The sequence below is a fragment of the Amycolatopsis sp. MJM2582 genome (genome assembly GCF_000754115.1).
In the GTDB taxonomy this organism is placed as follows: Bacteria; Actinomycetota; Actinomycetes; order Mycobacteriales; family Pseudonocardiaceae; genus Amycolatopsis; species Amycolatopsis japonica.
Genome location: NZ_JPLW01000002.1, coordinates 451,661 through 470,987 on the forward strand (window position 1 = coordinate 451,661; position 19,327 = coordinate 470,987).

The 19,327-nt window shown below is 70.0% G+C and carries 19 protein-coding genes; 12 read left to right on the top strand and 7 right to left on the bottom strand.

Annotation, left to right across the window (positions count from 1 at the left end):
* Window positions 1-21: 21 nt before the first annotated feature.
* Window positions 22-390 carry a hypothetical protein gene (locus tag ED92_RS12365; RefSeq protein ID WP_037337131.1) on the bottom strand — a complete coding sequence of 123 codons (369 nt, stop codon included), beginning with the start codon at window positions 388-390 and terminating at the stop codon, window positions 22-24.
* 118 nt (window positions 391-508) lie between these two features.
* On the opposite strand from ED92_RS12365, the gene ED92_RS12370 reads away from it, so the two are divergent.
* The 3 genes from ED92_RS12370 (at window position 509) to ED92_RS12380 (ending at window position 2,915) form a co-directional block, all read left to right on the top strand.
* Window positions 509-862 carry a VOC family protein gene (locus ED92_RS12370; protein ID WP_037337133.1) on the top strand — a complete coding sequence of 118 codons (354 nt, stop codon included), beginning with the start codon at window positions 509-511 and terminating at the stop codon, window positions 860-862.
* A gap of 104 nt (window positions 863-966) precedes the next feature.
* Window positions 967-1,770 (top strand): endonuclease/exonuclease/phosphatase family protein, encoded by an 804-nt coding sequence (locus tag ED92_RS12375; protein ID WP_037337135.1) that lies wholly within the window; start codon window positions 967-969, stop codon window positions 1,768-1,770.
* Window positions 1,770-2,915, top strand: coding sequence for a family 43 glycosylhydrolase (locus tag ED92_RS12380; protein ID WP_037337137.1), 1,146 nt, complete (start codon window positions 1,770-1,772; stop codon window positions 2,913-2,915). Before ED92_RS12375 ends, ED92_RS12380 begins: the two co-directional genes overlap by 1 nt.
* 48 nt (window positions 2,916-2,963) lie before the next feature.
* On the opposite strand, the gene ED92_RS41355 is transcribed toward ED92_RS12380, so the two are convergent.
* The 4 genes from ED92_RS41355 to ED92_RS12400 form a co-directional block, all read right to left on the bottom strand.
* Complete coding sequence (locus ED92_RS41355; protein WP_052120501.1) at window positions 2,964-3,521, bottom strand: PadR family transcriptional regulator; 558 nt, start codon at window positions 3,519-3,521, stop codon at window positions 2,964-2,966.
* 40 nt (window positions 3,522-3,561) lie between these two features.
* A complete protein-coding gene (locus ED92_RS12390; protein WP_037337138.1) occupies window positions 3,562-4,428 on the bottom strand; it encodes an alpha/beta fold hydrolase in 867 nt (288 codons plus the stop codon).
* Between the two features lie 24 nt (window positions 4,429-4,452).
* Window positions 4,453-5,844, bottom strand: a complete 1,392-nt coding sequence (locus ED92_RS12395) for an FAD-dependent monooxygenase (protein WP_063777580.1) — start codon at window positions 5,842-5,844, stop codon at window positions 4,453-4,455.
* A gap of 71 nt (window positions 5,845-5,915) precedes the next feature.
* Window positions 5,916-6,596, bottom strand: a complete 681-nt coding sequence (locus tag ED92_RS12400) for a TetR/AcrR family transcriptional regulator (protein WP_037337139.1) — start codon at window positions 6,594-6,596, stop codon at window positions 5,916-5,918.
* Between the two features lie 161 nt (window positions 6,597-6,757).
* Between ED92_RS12400 and ED92_RS12405 the strand changes: the two genes are divergently transcribed.
* Both ED92_RS12405 and ED92_RS12410 read left to right on the top strand, forming a co-directional pair.
* Window positions 6,758-7,468 carry an RNA polymerase sigma factor gene (locus ED92_RS12405; protein ID WP_052120504.1) on the top strand — a complete coding sequence of 237 codons (711 nt, stop codon included), beginning with the start codon at window positions 6,758-6,760 and terminating at the stop codon, window positions 7,466-7,468.
* A 43-nt stretch (window positions 7,469-7,511) separates the two neighbouring features.
* Window positions 7,512-8,576, top strand: coding sequence for an FUSC family protein (locus ED92_RS12410; protein WP_052120506.1), 1,065 nt, complete (start codon window positions 7,512-7,514; stop codon window positions 8,574-8,576).
* Here the strand turns inward: ED92_RS12410 and ED92_RS12415 are convergent.
* On the bottom strand, window positions 8,554-10,821 hold the full coding sequence (locus ED92_RS12415; protein WP_037337140.1) for an FdhF/YdeP family oxidoreductase: 2,268 nt from the start codon (window positions 10,819-10,821) through the stop codon (window positions 8,554-8,556). The genes ED92_RS12410 and ED92_RS12415 overlap by 23 nt on opposite strands.
* A gap of 385 nt (window positions 10,822-11,206) precedes the next feature.
* Here ED92_RS12415 and ED92_RS12420 point away from each other — a divergent pair, with 385 nt between their 5' ends.
* Both ED92_RS12420 and ED92_RS12425 read left to right on the top strand, forming a co-directional pair.
* Window positions 11,207-12,436: a CdaR family transcriptional regulator gene (locus ED92_RS12420; protein WP_052120509.1), complete on the top strand. Its 1,230-nt coding sequence runs from the start codon at window positions 11,207-11,209 to the stop codon at window positions 12,434-12,436.
* An 81-nt stretch (window positions 12,437-12,517) separates the two neighbouring features.
* On the top strand, window positions 12,518-13,471 hold the full coding sequence (locus ED92_RS12425; RefSeq protein ID WP_037337141.1) for a Dyp-type peroxidase: 954 nt from the start codon (window positions 12,518-12,520) through the stop codon (window positions 13,469-13,471).
* Between the two features lies 1 nt (window position 13,472).
* Here the strand turns inward: ED92_RS12425 and ED92_RS12430 are convergent, their stop codons facing one another.
* Window positions 13,473-16,154, bottom strand: coding sequence for an AAA family ATPase (locus tag ED92_RS12430; RefSeq protein ID WP_037337142.1), 2,682 nt, complete (start codon window positions 16,152-16,154; stop codon window positions 13,473-13,475).
* A 107-nt stretch (window positions 16,155-16,261) separates the two neighbouring features.
* Between ED92_RS12430 and ED92_RS12435 the strand changes: the two genes are divergently transcribed.
* Genes ED92_RS12435 through ED92_RS12455 form a run of 5 tightly spaced genes read left to right on the top strand, consistent with a single transcriptional unit; the run spans window position 16,262 to window position 19,290 of the window.
* On the top strand, window positions 16,262-16,636 hold the full coding sequence (locus tag ED92_RS12435) for a nuclear transport factor 2 family protein (protein ID WP_037337144.1): 375 nt from the start codon (window positions 16,262-16,264) through the stop codon (window positions 16,634-16,636).
* Window positions 16,633-17,289, top strand: a complete 657-nt coding sequence (locus tag ED92_RS12440; protein ID WP_037337146.1) for a CatB-related O-acetyltransferase — start codon at window positions 16,633-16,635, stop codon at window positions 17,287-17,289. Before ED92_RS12435 ends, ED92_RS12440 begins: the two co-directional genes overlap by 4 nt.
* Window positions 17,286-18,176, top strand: coding sequence for a virginiamycin B lyase (locus tag ED92_RS12445; protein WP_037337148.1), 891 nt, complete (start codon window positions 17,286-17,288; stop codon window positions 18,174-18,176). Before ED92_RS12440 ends, ED92_RS12445 begins: the two co-directional genes overlap by 4 nt.
* On the top strand, window positions 18,173-18,580 hold the full coding sequence (locus tag ED92_RS12450) for a DUF3224 domain-containing protein (protein ID WP_037337150.1): 408 nt from the start codon (window positions 18,173-18,175) through the stop codon (window positions 18,578-18,580). Before ED92_RS12445 ends, ED92_RS12450 begins: the two co-directional genes overlap by 4 nt.
* A gap of 35 nt (window positions 18,581-18,615) precedes the next feature.
* On the top strand, window positions 18,616-19,290 hold the full coding sequence (locus ED92_RS12455; RefSeq protein ID WP_161791104.1) for a hypothetical protein: 675 nt from the start codon (window positions 18,616-18,618) through the stop codon (window positions 19,288-19,290).
* Window positions 19,291-19,327 lie beyond the last annotated feature (37 nt).

Below are 19,327 nucleotides of genomic sequence, written 5' to 3' on the forward strand. Positions count from 1 at the left end.
ACGGCAGGGGGCGACGCCGGATCAGGTACGGGAAACGCAGAGCAGGACAAGGGGTGGAGTGCGCGAAGAAGACCTCGCGGGTGAGGTCGGCGGCACTGCCGCCTCACGGCGTCGATGCTGCCGGACGAGGAGGAAGAGCACGGCGAGCAGCGCCACGCCGATACCCGTCAGGTCGTCGAGGTGGCCGTCCGGAACGGGCTGCTCCACCGGGCTGAGCAGGGACGTCGCCGGATCGCATTCGCCGGCCGGACCGGTGACGTGGTTCGCTTCCGCGGCGAAGAGGGGAGCGCAGGGTGAGCCGGCCGCCGCGGCGCCGTCACTGCACAACGCGCCCTGCAGGAGGGCGACGGCGGTGAGCACGGCCAGCACGGCGAAAAGCCGCGCGGTCATCCTCACTGTCCTTCTGCCGGTCACGGGAGCAGGGTAAAGGCGACCTTGTAAAGCCGAGGCGAACTCGGACAAAACGGCCTACAGTGGTCGGCGATCCCGAGTGGAAGGACGACCTGCTGTGCCGAGGTTCAAGGATGTCTACGCTGTTCTGCCGGTTTCGGACCATGCCGCCGCGGTCGCCTGGTACGAGCGGTGGATCGGGCGGCGACCCGACACCGAACCCATGGAAGGCGTCGCGGAGTGGCTGATCGCCGGGAGCGCGGGCATCCAGGTCGCCCACGACCCGGAACCCGCGGGCAAGAGCACCGTGGTCATCGGCGTCGAAGACATCGACGAGACCGTCGGCGACCTCGCGGAGCGCGGCGTGGAATGCGGCCCGGTCCAGGACTTCGGCTTCGTCAAATTGACGGAGATCGTGGATCCGGCGGGCAACAAGGTCACCTTCGTCTGGGAGAACCCGTCGCCTCAGTGATCGGGTCAATTCTTTCCGGAAGATGACGGCATCGCGCTCGTCGTTGCCCGTGGCGGGCGGCCGATGGTCCGATTCCCTCCGTCATCGACACTGGAGGGAATTCCATGAAGCATTCGAGGCGCAAGGCTTTCGCGCTGGCACTGCTCGTTCCGCTCGCCACGCTCGTCGCGGTGCCGAGCGCGGAGGCGGCGACCGAACGCACGATCAAGGTCGTCACCTACAACGTGGGCGACGCGGGCGGGCTCAAGGCCGACCTCGTCCGTCTCATCGAGACCGAACGTCCCGCCGTCCTGGGACTGCAGGAGGTCGCCGACCGCGAGGACGTCGTGCGGGAGGCCGCGGCGGCGACGGGCTATGTCGCCATCTACGAGACGGATCGACGCGCGATCAAGCACAACGCCATCCTGGTGCGCGGCAACATGACCATCACCGGCCACGGCGCGGGCGAGATCTCACCCGCGTCCAAAGTGGACCCCTCCACGCCCGGTACCGGCCCCGCCGAACCCGGTGACTGCGGCTGCTGGGTGCCGCCCAAGTACGTCAACTGGGTGCGGGTCGGAGGCGCGGGCTTCGAGTGGGTCGTCGGCGTCGTGCACCTGACCCCGTCCGCGCAACGGTTCGAGCTCAACCGCGAACTGCACAACCTGCAGGTCCGCAACACCGCGGACTGGTTCTCGTCGCGGGCGGCCGAGCCGATCGTCATGGGGGACTTCAACGCCGAGCCGGGTTCGGAGCTGATGACCGGGCTGCGGCGCGTGGCCGACTCCTACAGCGCGCCGAGCCACGACGGCAGGGCCATCGACCACGTGTGGGCCAAGAAGGACTCGACCGGGTCCGCTGTGGACGCCCTCGGCGGCTACGGGAGCGACCACCGGCCGGTGCGCGCCCGCGTGACGGTGACCCGCTGATGCGGCGCGCCCTGATCGCCGTCCTGTGCGGCGTCAGTCTCCTGACGGCCGGGCCGAGCGCCAGCGCCGAAACCGGGCCCCGCGACGAGTCGCTGGACTTCCGCTTCCCGGCGGCGGATCTGATGCGGATCCCGGAGACGAACACCTACGTCGCGGTCGGCGCGAGCGTCCCCGGCAAGAAGCTTCCGTATACGAAGGTCGAGTTCACCGGCGGAACCTTCCAGCGCCGAGGCGCCGTCGACGGCGACGCCTGGGACGGCGTCACGTTCCCCGCGGGCTATTGGGCGAGACCGGACTCTCCACTGTGGACACCGGCATTGTTCGCGCATCAGGAGGACGGCCGCGTCGTCTACTACGTCTTCTACAGCGCGGCGCTGCCCGGTTCCGAGCCCGCCGGGCAGGCCAAACACTGTATCGGCTACGCGACCTCGTTGCGGGCCACGGGCGGGTTCGTCGCCAACGCGGATCCGCTGTTCTGCCCGGATCGCGGCTGGGCGATCGACGCCGACGTGAGCAGGGGACAGGGCGAGGTCTGGCTGACCCTGCGCAACGGCGCCTGGACGCAAGACCGCGTCACCGCCCTCGGTGCCGCCAAACTGGACTTCGACCGGTCCCGCCACGTGCGGCGGATAGCGGAAGCCGACGCGAAGAAGCTCATCGACAACGCGAACCTCGAGTGGACGCACCACAACAGCCCGTCCGACGACGTCCTCACGATCGAGAATCCCAACGCCGTCCGCATCGACGGGGACTGGTACCTCTTCTACTCGGGGAACAACTGGTACGCGAACCGGTACTCCACCGGCGTCGCCCACTGCGGAACCGCGCTGACGGACAACCGGTGCACCCCGATGGCCGAGCGGCGCGCGTACTTCTCCTACGAGCCCGACCCGGACGGCGAACCGCGGTTCCGGCCGGGACTGCCGGAGAAGTTCCGCAAGAAGAACCTGCCGGGCAACAAACGAGGTCCAGGCGCGTTCAACGCCTTCCAGGCGCCTGACGGATCGTGGTGGGCCTCGTGGAACTACATCACCGACGCCAGCCCGTTGCCGCAGGAGGATCCTTCTCCGGAACGACGGAGCCGGATCGGTCGATTGACGAAAACCGGCAGCGGGGCCACGGCCGAGTTCAGCGTGAGCTGGTGAGTCCCTGAGGAAGCGGGTCTCCGTGGCCGCGGAGACCCGCTTCGTCGCTCAGTCGCGGGCGGCCGCCTGCAGCCGCTCGATGGTTTCGTCGATCCAGGCGACCCAGGTCTGGGCCATCATCTCGCCGGCCCGGCGGACCGAGTCCCAGACGAGCGGGTCGAGTTCGTTGCCGCCGGGGAGGGCGGTGGCCGCGGCGATCCGTTCCGGCATTTCGACGGCGAGCCGCTCGTGGTCCTTCACGTGGAGGTCGCGCATGACCCGGAGCTGGGTCATGGTGTCTTCCGGCGAACGGGAGCCGGCGAAGAAGAAGCGGACCATGAAGGGCACGCGGACGGGGTCGAGTTCGGTGACCAGCTCGTTCTGCCAGGAATCGAACGCCGCCCGCCCGGCGTCGGTGATCGTGTACACGCGGCGGTCCGGCCTGCTCTGCTGTGGCTCCACTTCGGACACGACCAGGCCGTTGTCCTCGAGCTGGCCCAGCGTGCGGTAGATCTGGCTGAGCTGGGCGGGCCAGACGAAGTGGATGCTGGAGCGGATCGCGGTGGCCAGGTCGTAGCCGGTCATCGGTTGCCGGAGCAGGAAGCCCAGCAGGGCGAATCTGAGCATCGGGCTCCTCTCGGCGGGAAACCCGGAGGATAGCAATCGGTCAGACCCGCTCGGCGTGCCGTGCGAACCAGGCGGAGAGGAGTTCGGTGACGCGCCGGGGCTGTTCGCGATGCGGCCAATGCCTGGTGTCGAGCCAGTGCAGCTCGGCCTGCTCGCACCGCGCCGCACTGGGTTCGGCGAGGTGCTTGCCGAGCGCGCCGTCACGGCGGCCCCAGATGATCTGCGTGGGCACGCGCACCGTCACGGGATCCGCGGCGCGAAGCGACGTCAGCATCGACCGGAACATCGCGCGGTACCAGAAGAGCGGGCGTTGGATCGTGCCGGGATGGCGCCAGACGGCGCGGTGCCGGTCGAGGTCGGCGTCGTCGAGGTGGGCGCCGTGTTCGAGCATCGCCGCCAGCATCGCGCCGTTGCGGGCGCCGAGGATCGCCTCGGCGAGTCCGGGGATTTGGAACGCCACCATGTACCAGCTCCGCAGCAGCTGGGAAGGCTTGCGTCGCAACGAATCGGCGAACACCTGCGGGTGCGGGCAGTTGACGATGGTCAGCGATCGGACCAGCTCCGGTCGTTCGCTCGCCACCGCCCAGGCGACGGCCCCGCCCCAGTCGTGCCCGACCAGATGCACCGGTGCCGCGTCTTGCCGCTCGATGAGCAGGACGATGTCCTCGGCCAGCTTGGGCATCGCGTAGTCGGCGACGGTGGCGGGCTTGGACGACAGGCCGTAGCCGCGCTGGTCCGGCGCGAGTACCCGGTACCCCTGCTCGGCGAGCGCGGTCATCTGCGGCTCGAAGGTGAACCACAGATCGGGCCAGCCGTGGAGGAACAGCGCGGCAGGGCCGTCTTCGGGGCCGTCGGTCTCGACGTGGAGCAAGACGTCGTCGACGTCGACGAACTGCGGACGGAACATGGGCGGGCTCCTCGTCGGACGGATTCAACCGGCGCCGAGGACGGCGGCGACGGTCGCGGACAGGGGACCGGGATCGCGGTCGCGCAACGGCCTCAGCACCCGCCGGACGATCCGCGGGGAGCCGAGCGACGACAACGGCCGGTGGAGATTGAGCACGTCGTTGAAGGCCGCCGCCACTTCGGGATCCAGCGCCGCCGCTCGTTCCAGGCGGTTGCGATAACCCTCGCCGAACCTGGCCGTCCAGGGTGACCGGACTCCTTCGGTGCGGCATCCGTAGCGGATGTCCTCTCCGAGCGCGAGGCGCCAGGCTTCGGCGGAGGTGGCGGCGATGGCCCGTGCCGCCCGCCTTTCCAGCCCCGCGTCGTCCCCGGCGGCGAGCGCCCGGCCGAGCGCGGCCGCGGACAGCGCCGCCACGCTCATTCCCTGGCCGTAGATGGGATTCGCCGCGCTGGCGGCGTCGCCGAGCGCGATGACGCCACCGGGCAGTTCGCGAGCCTGGTCGTAGTGGCGCCGGGTGTTGCTGCGCACGCGGAAGGCCCGGATCGGGCCTGCCGGTGCCGACCGGCGAAGTGCCTCGGCCACCACGGGCGCGGTGAAGCGATCGGCGAAGTCCCGCAACCCGGCGAGATCCGACGGTACGGGTTCGTCGCGGGCGACCGAGCCGAACGAGATGTGCAGCAGGCCGTGCTCGATACGCAGGACCACACCGCCGACTGAGGAGCCGGATTCGGCCTGGCCGCCCAGGATGGCCAGCCATTCGGGATCGAAGGACGGATCGGGTTCGGTGACGACGCTGACGTAGCGGACGTCGGAGTGGACGATCGATTCCGGTGCTGGCCGGTACCCGATCCGTTCGAGCCACTCCGGCAGCGGTGAGCCGCGGCCCGAGGCGTCGACGACCAGGTCGGCGCCGAGTTCCTCGTCGGGCGTCCGGATGCCGGTGACCCGTCGGCGGGCCCGGTCGGTCGTCAGCCCGGTTGCGGGTGTCCGGTCCAGGATCGTCACGTTCGCCAACGCCCGGACGTGGTCGCGGATCGCGTGCTCGATCAGGATCCGGCTCGCGCCGAAGCCTCCGCTCCACCACGCCGGTATCCGGATGGTCGTCCCGCCGCGGACGAGGAAGAGCGAACGGTCGCCCATCGCGGGGTCGCCGGACCCCGGAGTGAGCGCGCCACGGGCGGCCAGCTCCGCGGACAGACCGGGGAACAGCCCCACCAGTACCCGGCGGCCGGAGCCCAGCAGGCCGTGCGCGTGATGCGACTGCGGGACGAAGCGCCGATGCTCCGGCCGGTCCGGGAGTTCGTCCCGCTCGACCACGACCACCTCGGCGTAGTGCTCGGACAGGACCCGTGCGGCCACGAGACCGGCGACCCCCGCCCCGAGCACGAGCGCACGGTCCCGCCGAAAATATGACATGAGTCATATATAACTTGTGGAATAGAAGAGGTCAAGGGCCGACCACGCCGGGCCGGCGGTGAAGGCGGCGATCAGAGTGCGGGAGGCGGCGGTAGCGTCACGTGGGGATCGAGTTCGACACCGCCCGTTCGGAGCGTGTCGTCGAGCAGGCGCCATATCCAGCGGGTGAGCTGCGCGGCCAGCTCGGCTCTCGTTACGCCGTGGGGGTTTTCGAGCCATTGCGCGGCGCAGGAGTCGACGAGGCCCACCACGCCGAACGCGACGGTTTCGGCGATCCGCGGGTCCATTTCGAACGTCTTCAGGTAGTGCTCGAACAAGTGGGTCAGCTGTCGCGCGAGGACGGTCCTGACGTCGGCGACCGCGTCCCGTCCGCCGTGGGACCGCGAGTTCAGGTAGCGGTAGAGATTGCCGTTCTCGGCGAGCCAGCCGGTATGCGCGTCGACCGCCAGCGTGATCATCCGCATCGCGCTTCCCCGTTGTTCCCACAGCGGTCGCAGCGCGGTGGTGAGCCGTCGCGCGGCTTCGTCCGCGATGGCCCGCTGCAGGTCCGTCGCGCCGTCGAAATGCTTGTACAACAGTGGCCGGGCGATACCGGCTTCGACGGCGATGTGCGCGGTCGAGGCTTGAGGTCCGTGCTCGGCGATCGCGCGAAGGGCCGCCTCGACGAACTCGCGACGGCGTCGCTCACGTTGTCCTGCCCAGCGGGTCGCGCGGCCATCGCCGGGGCGTGTGGTCGCTGAGGAGGAGGACATCCCGGGAAGCATACCGTCACGGGTAAGGGTTACGTCGTTGTATCTGTTACTTTGTGTGCCAATCCGTGGCGAAGGGTGCACGCGAACTCGCGCCGTGGGCAACGTGTGCGGCAAATCCCTTGCCGGCCAACCGGAATCTGGAGAATGCGAGGTGGGATGCCGTGGACGACTCTCCGCCGGACGCGCTGCTGCTCGGCAGGCTCCGGGACGGCGATCTCGGTGCGGGCGACCTGCTGTTCCGGCGGCATTCCGGCCCGCTGCGGCGGATCGCCGCGTGCTGGGTCCGCCAGCCCGCCGAGCAGGACGATCTCGTGGCCGAAGCGTTCGCGCGTGTGCTGGCCGCGGTTCGCGACGGCGGCGGACCGCGCGACGAGTTGCGGCCGTATCTGGTCGTCACGATGCGCAACCTCGCCGCCCGGTGGAACCGTCACCGCCTGCGGGTCCAGCCCCACGCGGTGGTCCCGGCGACGGAGGCGGCCGAAGGAGCCGACGGGCCGGCCCTGCGAGCGTCGACCGATCAGCTGCTCCGGTCGGCTTTTCGCACGTTGCCCGTGCGGTGGCGCGCCGTGCTGTGGAGCACCGTCGCCGAAGGACGCACTCCGGCCGAGTTGGCGCCGGTCCTGGGCGTGTCGCCGAACGGCGTCGCCGCGCTGGCCCACCGCGCCCGCGTAGGTCTGCGAGAGGCATATCTCCAGGCGCAGACGCCCAAGGTGCCGATGGTGCGCGAGGTGATCGGAAGGTGCTCCGGCCCGGGCGTCCGTCGCCCGATCGCCGCGGCCCGGGTGGACGACGAACGAGCGCGGCGCACCACAGTGGACAGAGACAAAGAATGTCGTGGCACTCCACAGCATTCCGGCGAGACTTCCGGATAGGTCTTCCGGCAGACTGGATTCCGGATCCGAAAGGAGCTCGTCCTTGCGCACTGCCCGGCCATCGGCACGTCTGCCGTCCGGGCTCGGTTTCGCGGAGGGCGACTGGCTCCACGCCTGCCGGGTGGCGGCGGGCCTGCTCGTCCCGGGATTGGCACTGCTCTTCGCCGGGCGGCCGGAGCTGATCATCTTCGCCGCCTTCGGTTCGTTCACCGGGATGTACGGGCGGGCCGAATGCCGGGGACCGCGCCTTCGTCATCAGGCGCAAGGGGGAGCGATCCTGCTGACCGGCGTCGCGTTCGGGACACTCCTCTCCGCCTGCCACGCCCGGCCGTGGGTCCTGGTGGTCACCGAGTCGGCTTTCGCGTTCGCGGGCGCGCTGGTGGCGAACCGGCTCGACCTCGTTCCTCGGGGACCGTTCTTCGGGATCTTCGCCCTGGGTGCCATCGCCCTCGTTCCCGCCGATCCGGCGGGGTTGGCGATCTGTGCCGGGACGGCCGTGTTCTGTGTCCTCATCGGACTGACCGGCCCGAAGGGACCTGGTGGCAGGCAGGCGGTTCCGCCGCCGGGAGTGACGTGTGGTCCGGAGGACTGCGCACGAGGGCGCCGAAGGTCGTGTGCTCTGGTCCACGCCGCCCGCTACGTGCTGGCGATCTCGGCGGCGGGCTTCTGCGGCCTGCTGCTGGGCGTCGAGCACGCGAACTGGGCGATGGCCTCCGCGGCGGTGCCGCTGGCCGCCGTCGATGTGCGCAACCGGCTCCATCCCGGGGTCCGCAGTGTCGTCCACCGCAGCGTCCATCGGGTCCTGGGCACGTTCGCCGGACTCGGCGTCACCGCGCTGCTGCTTCTTCCCGATCTCGGCGGAACGCTGCTGGCCTTGTCGGTGATCGTGCTCCTGTTCCCGACCGAACTGTTCATGTCCCGCCACTACGGACTGGCACTGGGGTTCTTCACGCCGCTGATCATGGTGATGACGGAGCTGGCCGCTCCGGCCGAACCGCTGACGCTCCTCACCGACCGGGTGCTCGACACCCTGATCGGGGTCGTCGCCGGAATCGCGGCGGCGGTCTTCGTCCGCGGCCCGTGCGCTAGGCCGACCGTTCGACCGTGACCTTGAGATGCTTCATGATCGGCTGATCGCTCTGGGTGCTGTAGTCGCCGATGGCGCACAGGACGTTCATTTCCGGCATGTAGCCCGCCGCGCAGCCGCGGGGGATGTCGTACGGGATCACCTTGTAGCGCTGGAGAATCCGCGTGGTGCCGTCCTTGGCGATGCTGGTGATGTCGGCCTCGTCGAACTCCGCGAGGCCGCGCTCGCGCATGTCCTCGGCGTTCATGAAGATGAGCGTGCGCAGGTTCTTGACCCCGCGATAGCGGTCGTTGTCCGAGTAGATCGTGGTGTTCCACTGGTCGTGGGAGCGCATGGTGCCCAGCGCGAGCGTGCCGGTTGCCGGGATGACGTCCGGCAGCGCGGCGGTGGAGAACTCCGCGCGTCCGGAAGCGGTGTGGAACACCAGTTCCCTGGCGGGCTGGCGGATGCGGAAGCCCAGTGGCTGCCGGACCCGCCGGTTGAAGTCCTCGAAGCCGTCGAGGACCTGCGACATCGTGTCGCGGATCCGGTCGTAGTCCTCGACGTAGGCTTCCCACGGCGTCGCGCTGTCCGGCAGTGCCGCGCGGGCCATCCCGGCGATGATCGCCGGTTCCGAGAGCAGGTGTGCGGAAGCGGGCCGCTTCATACCGGTGGACAGGTGGACCATGCTCATCGCGTCCTCGACCGAGGTGGCCTGCACGCCGGCGCGCTGTTCGTCCTTCTCGGTGCGGCCCAGACACGGCAGGATCAGCGCCTGCTCGCCGTGGACCAGATGGCTCCGGTTGAGTTTCGTGCTGACCTGCACCGTCAGCGCGCATTTGCGCAGCGCGGCCGACGTGTAGGGAGTGTCCGGCGCGGCCAGGACGAAATTGCCGCCCATACCGACGAAAACGGTCACGTCGCCGCGGTGCATCGCTTCGATGGTGCCGACCGTGTCGAGACCGTGGTGCCGGGGCGGGGTGATACCGCAGACCTCGCCGAGCCGGTCGAGGAAGGCGGCGTCCGGGCGGTGATCGATACCGCAGGTGCGGTTCCCCTGGACGTTGCTGTGCCCTCGGACCGGTGACGGCCCCGCACCCTCGCGGCCCAGGTTTCCCCGCAGCAGCAACAGGTTGACGATCTCGCGGACGGTGTCGACGCCGTGCTCGTGCTGGGTGACGCCCAGGCACCAGCTGGCGATGCTGCGGTCGGCGGCGCGGTAGATCCGGGCCGCGGCGCGGATGTCGGCGACGGAGACGCCCGACTGGTGCTCGATCTCCTCCCACGAGGTCGCCTCGCAGAGGGCGCGGTACTCCTCGAAACCGGTGGTGTGGCGTTCGATGAAGGTCAGGTCGAGGGCGCCCGGATCCGTGGTGGCCTGCTCCATCGTGGCCTTCGCCATCCCGCGGATTAGCGCCATGTCGCCGCCGATACGCGGTTGCAGGTTCAGCGTTCCCGTGCGCGTGGCGCGGAACGTCGCCATCCTGGCGAAATCGTGGGGGATGATGGTCCGCGTCGCGGCGGCCTCGATCAGCGGGTTGACGTGCACGATCTGCGCGCCCCGGCGGTAGGCCTCCGCGAGTGCGGTGAGCATCCTGGGCGCGTTGGAGGCGGCGTTGACGCCGAGGATAAATAGGGCGTCGGCGTGTTCCCAGTCCTTGAGGTCGACGGTGCCCTTCCCGGTGCCCAACGCGGCCTGGAGGGCGCGGCCGCTCGCCTCGTGGCACATGTTGGAGCAGTCCGGAAGGTTGTTCGTCCCCAGTTCGCGGGCCATGAGCTGGTACAAGAAGGTCGCTTCGTTCCCGAGCCTTCCCGAGGTGTAATACGCCGCCTGATCGGGACTGTCGAGGCCGCGCAGCGTATCGCCCACGAGAGCGAAGGCCTCGGGCCAGGAAATCGGGACGTATCGGTCGGTGGCCGCGTCGTACCGCATCGGCTCGGTCAGCCGACCCTGGCTCTCCAGTTCGGTATCGCTCCATTCCGACAATTCGCTCACCGTATGGGCGGCGAAGAATTCCCGGCCGACCCTTTTCCTGGTCATTTCCCAGGTGACGTGTTTGATTCCGTTTTCGCAGATGTCCAGATGCAGGCCCTTGGTGTCGTCGGGCCACGCACAGCCGGGGCAGTCGAAACCGCCGTTCTCGTGATTCATCTTCAGAATCGCGCGCGGGCCCGCCATGAGCTCGCCTTCGCGGATCAGGAACCCGGTGACACTCTTCGCCGCTCCCCACCCGGCGGCCGGATGGTGGTAGGGCTTGAACTCCGGCGGCTGTTCCTGATCGCTCATCGTCCACACTCCTGTTCCGCACCGTTTTCCGGATCATCCGACCATGGACCGCGCCCCGGCGGAAGGGCGGGGTCTCCGGTGTCGATGAAAACACACAATCGTGTGGGTTTTCCTCATCGGCGGCGGAAGTGACAGGTTTCGGGACCGTTCGGTGTGGCCCGCGACAAAGTTCTTTGTGGGACGCCACATACGCCCAGGAAAGAATCGGGACACGAGCCGTTCGCCTTGACGCGGGGCACGCCCCTTCCGTAGACCGATCGGCGAATCGTCGATTCAGGGGAGTGCGTTATGGCGAAAGCGGTAGGCCGTGATCCCGGTACGACCAATTCGTGATCGCGGCCCGGGAGGGTGCGCCGTGGACGGGGCGCCACGTAGCATCCTTGAAATGCAGGACGCCGCCCTCGCCGAGCTCGTGGCCTGGGTCGAGCCCAGGCTGCCCCGCCTGATCGACGACGTGTACGCCGCCACCTGCGATCGCATCGCGCTGTACCGGGACGAGAAGATGGTGCCGCGCGAAGACCTGCATCGCTCCATCGCGGTCAACATGCGCTTCATGGTGAACGCGCTCGCCGGAACCGAGACCCACGACGATCTGGCCGCCCCCCACGAGACGGGCAGCCGGCGCGCACACCAGGGCGCTCCGCTGCCGGAGGTGCTGCAGGTCTACCGGATCGGCTGCTCGATGCTCTGGGACCTCCTGGTGAACCACGCCCGGCTCCACGCCAAGCCGGGTGCGATGGACGCGCTCGTCGACGTCGCGAGCCTGCTCTGGCAGGTCACCGACGAACACGCGATGCTCCTCACCGAGGCGTACCGGGCGGCGAGCGCGGAACTGCTGGTCGCCCAGCAGCGGCGCCGCTCCGCACTGGCCGAGGCCTTGTTCACCGGTCAGCGCGTTTTCGACGCCGGGCCGTGGGAAGCGGGGAAACTGCTCGGCCTGTCCCTCGACGGGAAGCTGGCGGTGGTGGCGGCGGAGACCCGCGGTCTGGCCGAGGAAAGCCTGGTCGGGATCGAAAAGCGCCTCAGCCGCCTCGGGATCGTCTCGGCCTGGCAGCTCACCCCCACCTTGCAGGCCGGGGTGGTGTCCCTGCGCGACGAACAGCGCGAACCCATGCTGGCCGCCCTGCGCGAGGTCACGGTGACCAGGGCGGGGGTGAGCCCGCTCTACCGGTCGCTCGTCGACACCCCGCGTGCCCTCCACCTGGCGCGGACGGCGCTCGCCGGGATCCCGCCAGGCAAACCGGACGTCCGCGCGTTCAATCCCAGCCCGCTGGCCGCGTTCCTCGCCTACGACCCGGACGAGGGCGGGCGGCTGGCGGAGGAGGTCCTCGGCGCGATCCTCGATCAGCCTGCCGAGGAACGTGATCTTCTCCTGGAAACGTTGCAGGCTTATCTGTCCCACGGCGGGTCCACCGAACGTGCCGCGCAGAGCCTGCATTGCCACGCCAACACCGTCCGGTACCGGCTGCGCCGGATCCGCGAACTCACCGGCCGGTCGATGACCGATCCGCGCGCGATCGCCGAATTGGTGACCGCGGCACAGGCCTTGAGCCTCAATCCCGCGCGACGGACTCGTGGGGCGTCGCCGGCGCCCGAGCGGTCCGGTAGCGAATAAGACACTTCGAACATCGGAACGACGACGAACGAACCGCGGTCGAGCGCGGCCGAAATCAGGGGACGAAGATCGGAGGAATCGGTGCCGGAGCCGCAGAACGTGCTCGCCCCGTTGACCGAAAGCGCCTTGTTCCTCACCCTCACCATCCGTCCGGGAGGGGAGGCGGCCACTCGTGAGCTGTTGCCCGAGCTCGCCGGGATGATCCGGTCGGTCGGTTTTCCGCTGCCTGGCGAGGCGCTGACGTGCGTCGTGGGAATCGGTTCGGAAGCGTGGGACCGGCTGTTCACCGGTCCGCGGCCGGAGCGGCTGCACCCGTTCCGAGAAGTGACAGGCCCGCGGCACCGCGCACCGGCCACCCCGGGCGATTTGTTCCTGCACCTGCGCGCGAAACGCCTGTACCCCTGTTTCGAACTCGCGCGCCGCGTGGTCGGCGGTCTCGGCGACGCCGTCTCGGTCGCCGACGAGGTGGCGGGATTCCGCTACTTCGACCGGCGGGACCTGCTCGGGTTCGTCGACGGTACGGAGAACCCCACCGGTGACATCGCGGACGCCGCCGTCCTCGTCCGCGACGATCCCGGGTTCGAGGGCGGCTCGTACCTGGTGGCGCAGAAGTACGTGCACGACCTGGACCGGTGGAGCGCGATGCCGGTCGAGGAACGGGAACTGGCCGTCGGCCGCCGGATGCTCGACGACATCGAGCTGCCCGACGCGGTGAAACCGGCCGACTCGCACGTCGTACTGACCACGATCGAAGACGGCGACGGCACGGAACGGAAGATCCTCCGTGACAACATGCCGTTCGGATCGATCGCCCACGGCGAGTACGGCACGTACTTCGCCGGCTACACCGCCGATCCCGGCGTGATCGAAGAGATGCTGAGCCGCATGATCCTCGGCGACCCGCCGGGGCGTCCGGATCGCATCCTCGAGGTGTCGACCGCGAAGACCGGTGGACTCTTTTTCGTCCCCACCCTCGATTTCCTGGCGGATCCGCCGCCTTGCCCAGCGAACGACGGAAGCGCGAGCCCTGACTGACTCAGTCGAGTTCCAGCGCCGGTAGCTCGGTGCGCGCGGTGATGCCGAGCTTGGGAAACGCCTTGTACAAGTGGTATCCCACCGTCCTGGCGCTGAGGAACAGGTGCGCCGCGATGTCGCGATTGGACAGTCCGCGCGCCGCGAGCCGGACGATCTTCCGTTCCTGCGGAGTGAGTGCCGCGAGCACGCCCGCCGCGGGTTCCGCCACGACTTCACCGGTGGCGTCGAGTTCGGCGCGGGCGCGTTCGGCCCAGGGGACGGCGTCGAGCCGCCGGAAGGTTTCGAACGCCTCACGCAGGTGAGTCCGCGCCGCGGACTTGCGACGCATGCGGCGAAGCCATTCCCCGTACAGCAGCGCGGTTCGCGCGCGTTCGAACGGCCGGTCGCCGGGATGGCCGCGCAAGGCCTCCTCGTACAGCTCCGCCGCGGCGGAATCGGGGGCGAGCAGGGCGCGGCACCGGAGCACGTGGGCGGAGATCCACGGCTGGTCGGCGCGCGCCGCCCAGTCCACGAGCCGCTCGACCGGTTCGGCGGCCAGATCCGGTTTGCCGAGGCGGGCCGCGGCCTCGACCAGGTCCGGGACACCGCGCAGACCGGGCAGCTGATGGCGCATCGGACCGGTGCGCAGGGCGGTGAGCCGGGTGAGCGCGGATTCCCAGCGGGCGAGCCCGAGATCGAGCAGCGCCAACGCCCAGTGCGCCCACGACAGGCCCGGTGCCGGCGTCCCGGGCTCCGGCACGGCGAGGGCTTCGTCGGCGTAGGCGTGGCAGCGGTCCTCGTCGCCGGCCGCCGCGGCGAGGTAGGCCAGCACACCGTTGGCCTCGGCGATCCATTGCCGATGGCCGAGTTCCCGCGCCAGCTGCAGCGCTTCGGCCGCTTGGTCGCCTGCCTCGGCATGACGGCCGAAGAAGACCGACGCGCGCGCCGTGCACAGCAGCACCGGCGGGGTGCGTCCGAGCTGTCCGTTCTTCCGGCACTGGGCGAGCAGTTCGTCGGCGACCTGATGCGCTTCGGCGTCGTGGCCCGCCGATTGCAGGCTGGTGGCACCGACCAGGATCGTGTCGTGCGGGCCGCCGAAGCCGGTTCGGCGCGCGTCGGCGATCCGCTCGGCGAGCGGACGCCGTACCGGGAGGCCGATCGCGGCGCGGGCGACTTCGGACAGCAGTCCGGCGACGTGGGCGATCGGTTCGGGGGCGGCGGGCGCCGCCGCGTCCAGCAGTTCGACGGTGTCCGCGATCTCGCGTTCGCCGAGGTACCAGGCCGCGTGTACCGCGTCGAGCAGCAGGTGGACGGCGGTTTCCGGTTCGGCGGACGGGGCGGCTTCGGTGAGCAGGCGCCGCGCGGTGGTGAGGGCGCCACGATGGAACGCCGCGGTCGCGCGGACCCGGTCGGCGCGGACGGTCAAGGCGGGATCGGCGGAGACCAGCGCACCGGCGAGGGTCTCCATGCGTTCGAGATCGCCTTCTTCGGCCGCGGCTTCGGCGGCGAGGACCAGCCGTCGCGCGGAGTCCGGACCGGGCCCCGTCAGTTCCGCGGCGCGTTGGTACGCCGCGGAAGCGGCCGCGTAACCGCTGCGGGCGGCGGCACGCAGGGCGGTGCTCTCCAGTTCCCCGGCCACCTGCTCGTCGGGGCCGTCGGAGACGACCGCGTGGTGCCAGGCGCGACGGTCGGCGTCGGCGGGCTGGTCGAGCACTTCCGCCAGCGCCGTGTGCACGACGAAACGCAGGCTCACCGGTGCGGCTTGGTAGACCGCGGACCGGACGAGCGGATGACGGAAGCGGACACCACGGTTGTCGACCTGGAGCAGTCCCGCGGTTTCGGCGGGCACGAGGTCCGCGGGCCCGCAGCCGAGAGCGGTCGCGGCGCGCAGTACGACGCCGCGACCGCCGGTGTCCTCGGCGGCGGCGACGAGCAGCAGCCGCCGGGTCGGTTCCGGCAGCAGCCGGACCTGGTCGAGGAACGCCGCTTGGACGGTGTCCGGGAGCGGCAGGGCTTCCCCGGCGGCGGGACGGCCGGCGGCGAAGGCGGCGGGGAGTTCGAGGAGGGCGAGCGGATTGCCTTGTGCTTCGGCCAGGACCCGATACCGGTCGGCGGGGGACAGCGGCGTGGCGTGATCGGCCAGCAGCTCGGCGGCGGCGGGCGCGGTGAGCCCGGCCAGCGGCAACGTGGCCACACCGGGCGCGAGAAAGCCGTCACGGGCGGCGATGATCAGCGCGATGCCTTCGGCGTCCAGCCGCCGGGCGGCGAACAACAGCGCTTCGGCCGAGGCGCGGTCCAGCCACTGCGCGTCGTCGACCAGGCACAGCACCGATCCGCCCTCGGCGAACTCGGCGAGGAGCGAGAGCACGGCGAGGCCGACGAGCATCCGGTCGCCCGGTTCGGCCGCCGCGAGACCGAACGCCCCGCGCAGGGCCCGTGCCTGCGGCGCCGGGAGCACGTCGGCCCGGTCGAGCGCGGCGCGCAGTACGAGATGCAGGCCGGCGAACGGGAGATGGGCTTCGGACTCGATCCCGGTTCCACGGAGAATCCGCAGGTCCCCGGCTTGCGCGGCGGCGTACTCCAGCAGCGCGGTCTTGCCGATCCCGGGTTCGCCGGTGAGGAGCAGGCTGCCGCTGCGCCCGGCCCGGCAGTCCGCCACCAGCCGGTCGACGACCGATGTCTCGTCCTCCCGTCCGCGCAACACGTCGCGACAGTACTTAATGCGCGAGGGAAACCGCCGCGAGACTGCCGGGTTGTGACAGATTCCGCAGGCCCGGCGAAGCCATAGCGTCCTCGGTGAAGGAGGTGGCCATGTCCGGCATGGATGAGCTGGCCCGGCGATATCTGGCGAGCTGGAACGAAACCGACCCGGTCCGGCGGCGCGCGCTCGTCGCCGAACTGTGGACGCTCGACGCCCGCTACGTCGACCCGATCGTGGTCGCGGAAGGCCACGCGGGCGTCGACGAGGCGATGGCGACCGCGCAACGACGGTTCCCCGGTCTGCGTTACCGGGCCGCGGGCCCCGTCGACGCCCACCACGACGTGGCGCGGCTGACCTGGGAGCTCGGCCCGCCCGGTGGTCCGGCCGTGATCGTCGGCAGCACCGTGCTGGTCGCCGGGCGGTCCCGGCTGAGCCGCGGCTACGGCTTCCTCGACCCTGTCCCCACACCTGGAGCCGACAAGTGAACCCTGATCCGACGACGCTTCACCCGCTGCCCGCGCACGAGCGGGTGATCTTCCTGAAACCGCTGATCCGCTCGCCGAAGATCGTGGTCGGCGACTACACCTATTTCGACGATCCGGACGGCGCGACGGAGTTCGAGCGGCGCAACGTCCTCTACGGCTACGGGCCGGAACGGCTGGTCATCGGCAAGTACTGCGCGCTCGCCAGCGGCACCCGGTTCCTGATGGCCGGTGCCGACCACCCGACGCTGGGGCCGTCCACCTTCCCGTTCACCATGTTCGGCGGCGACTGGACGGAGAAGACGCTCGACCTCGTCACCGGTATGCCGAGCCGGGGCGACACGGTGGTCGGCAACGATGTCTGGATCGGCCACCAGGCCACCGTCATGCCGGGGGTGACCATCGGCGACGGGGCGATCGTGGCGGCGGGCGCGGTGGTGACCGCGGACGTGCCGCCGTACACGATCGTCGGCGGCAATCCGGCCCGGCCGATCCGGCAGCGGTTCGGCGACGACGGGATTTCCGCGCTGCGCCGCGCGGCGTGGTGGGACTGGCCGGTGGACCTGGTCACCGAGCACGTCCGGACGATCATGGCCGGCGAGCCGTCCGAGGTTCTCCGTATCGCCGCCGAGCACGGGTTGGCGGGTGCCGAATGAGCCGCATCGGCATCGAAGAATTCCCCGTCCCCGGCGAAGGTCCGTACGCGATCGCCCACGGACCGGACGACGCCCTTTGGTACACCTTGGTCCGAAGTGGACACATCGGGCGGCTTGTTCCGGGAGGATCGCCGGAGAACTGGCCGCTCGCGCCGGACAGCGGTCCGACCGTGATCGCGGTGGGCCCGGACGGCGCGTTGTGGTTCACCGAGTACCAGGCGCACCGAATCGGGCGTATCACCACTGCCGGTGTGATCAGCGAGTTTTCCTTGCCCACGCCGGAATGCGGGCCCTACGGCCTCGCTGCCGGCCCCGACGGGGCGCTGTGGTTCACCGAGATCGCCGCCGACCGGATCGGCCGGATCACGGTGTCCGGCGAGGTGACGGAGTTCGCGCTGCCGGGCACCGGGACGTTCCCGTCGGCGATCGTCGCGGGACCGGACGGCGCGCTGTGGTTCACGATGAACCAGGCCGACGCCATCGGCCGGATCACCACCGGCGGAGAGATCACCGTGCACCGGCTGCCGACCCAGGCCGCCGGACCCGTCGGAATCGCCGCCGGTCCCGACGGGGCCCTGTGGTTCACCGAGATCACCGCCGGGCAGATCGGCCGGATCACCGTCCACGGGGAGGTGACCGAATTCCCGCTGCCCGACCGTTCCGCGCGGCCGCACGCCATCACCCGCGGCGACGACGCGTCGTGGTTCACCGAATGGGGCGGCAACCGGGTCGGCTCGATCACCCCGGACGGTGTCATCGAGACACACGACCTGCCCACGCCGGGTTCCGAACCACACGGCCTCGCGTTCGGCCCGGACCGGGCACTGTGGACGGCGCTGGAACTGGGGGCACTTGCTCGAATCGACAACGAAGGAGAGGTTCGATGAGCACCACGATCGACGCGGAGTTCGAGATCGACGGCTGGGACGAGAAGCCCTACGCCGAGCCGCCGGAGGGCCCGAAGCTGACCCGGATCGTGATCCGCAAGACCTACCGCGGAGCACTGGCCGGAACGGGGGTCGCCGAGGTGCTCACCGCACAGGGAGAGGGCGGCGCCGGATACGTCGCGTCCGAACGCATCGAGGGAACTCTCGACGGCAGGCCGGGGTCGTTCGTGATCCAGCACGGCGGACTGGCGGACGGGGACGAACAGAGCACTTTCGGCGCGGTGGTCCCGAAATCCGGCACGGGGGAGCTGGCCGGGCTGTCCGGGCGGGCGGTTGAGGCGCGGCACGGGGTGCTGACGCTCGAGTTCTCGTTCGGTGCCGAGGTCCGGGCGGAGGACGGCTGACGGCACTGCGACGCCGTCTTGGGCGGGCCGCTGCGGTGGAGGAGGAGCCGGCCGTCGTCGACAGCGGAGGCGACGGCGCCCACCTTGGCGCATTCCTTGCATTCCTCCCGGATCGGGCACGATCTCGAGGCGTCCCAGGTGACGTAAACTGGGGCGCTGTGCCCAGCAAAAGACGCTTGGCCGGCCTCTTCATAGTGGCCGGTGCCCTCGTACTGGCCGCGTGCGACGGCTCTGCCGCGCCGGATACTCGACAGGACGCTGTCGGCCTCGACAACGCCTCCGAGTCGGAGACTCCGGCAGCCGAAGCCGCCACTTTGCCCAACGGCTTGAAGGTCAGGATCATCTCCGCGAAGTCCGAGACCACGGATTCGGACGCGTACAACTCCGGCCCAACCGAACAGGTCCTGGTGACGATAGCCACCGAGATCACGAATACCGGCAACGCGACGTTCGTCTTCCCGACAACGAAGGGCACTGTCCGTGCGGAGTTGCTCTACGGCAGCAACCACGCCAAGGCGACGAACTCGGCCACTCGAAAGGGCAGCCCCACCGACCTGCCGGAGCAGCTCGTCGCGGGCGGATCGGCGACGGTGACGTCGACCTTCACGATGCGCTCCGGGGGAGCGGACAACATCGTCTTCCGGTTCAACCCTGACAACACCACCACGAACGACATCACCTTCACGAACGTCCAGACCTTGTACAAGTAGCGCCCGCCCGCGTTTTCGGGCGAGGGGAACATTTGTC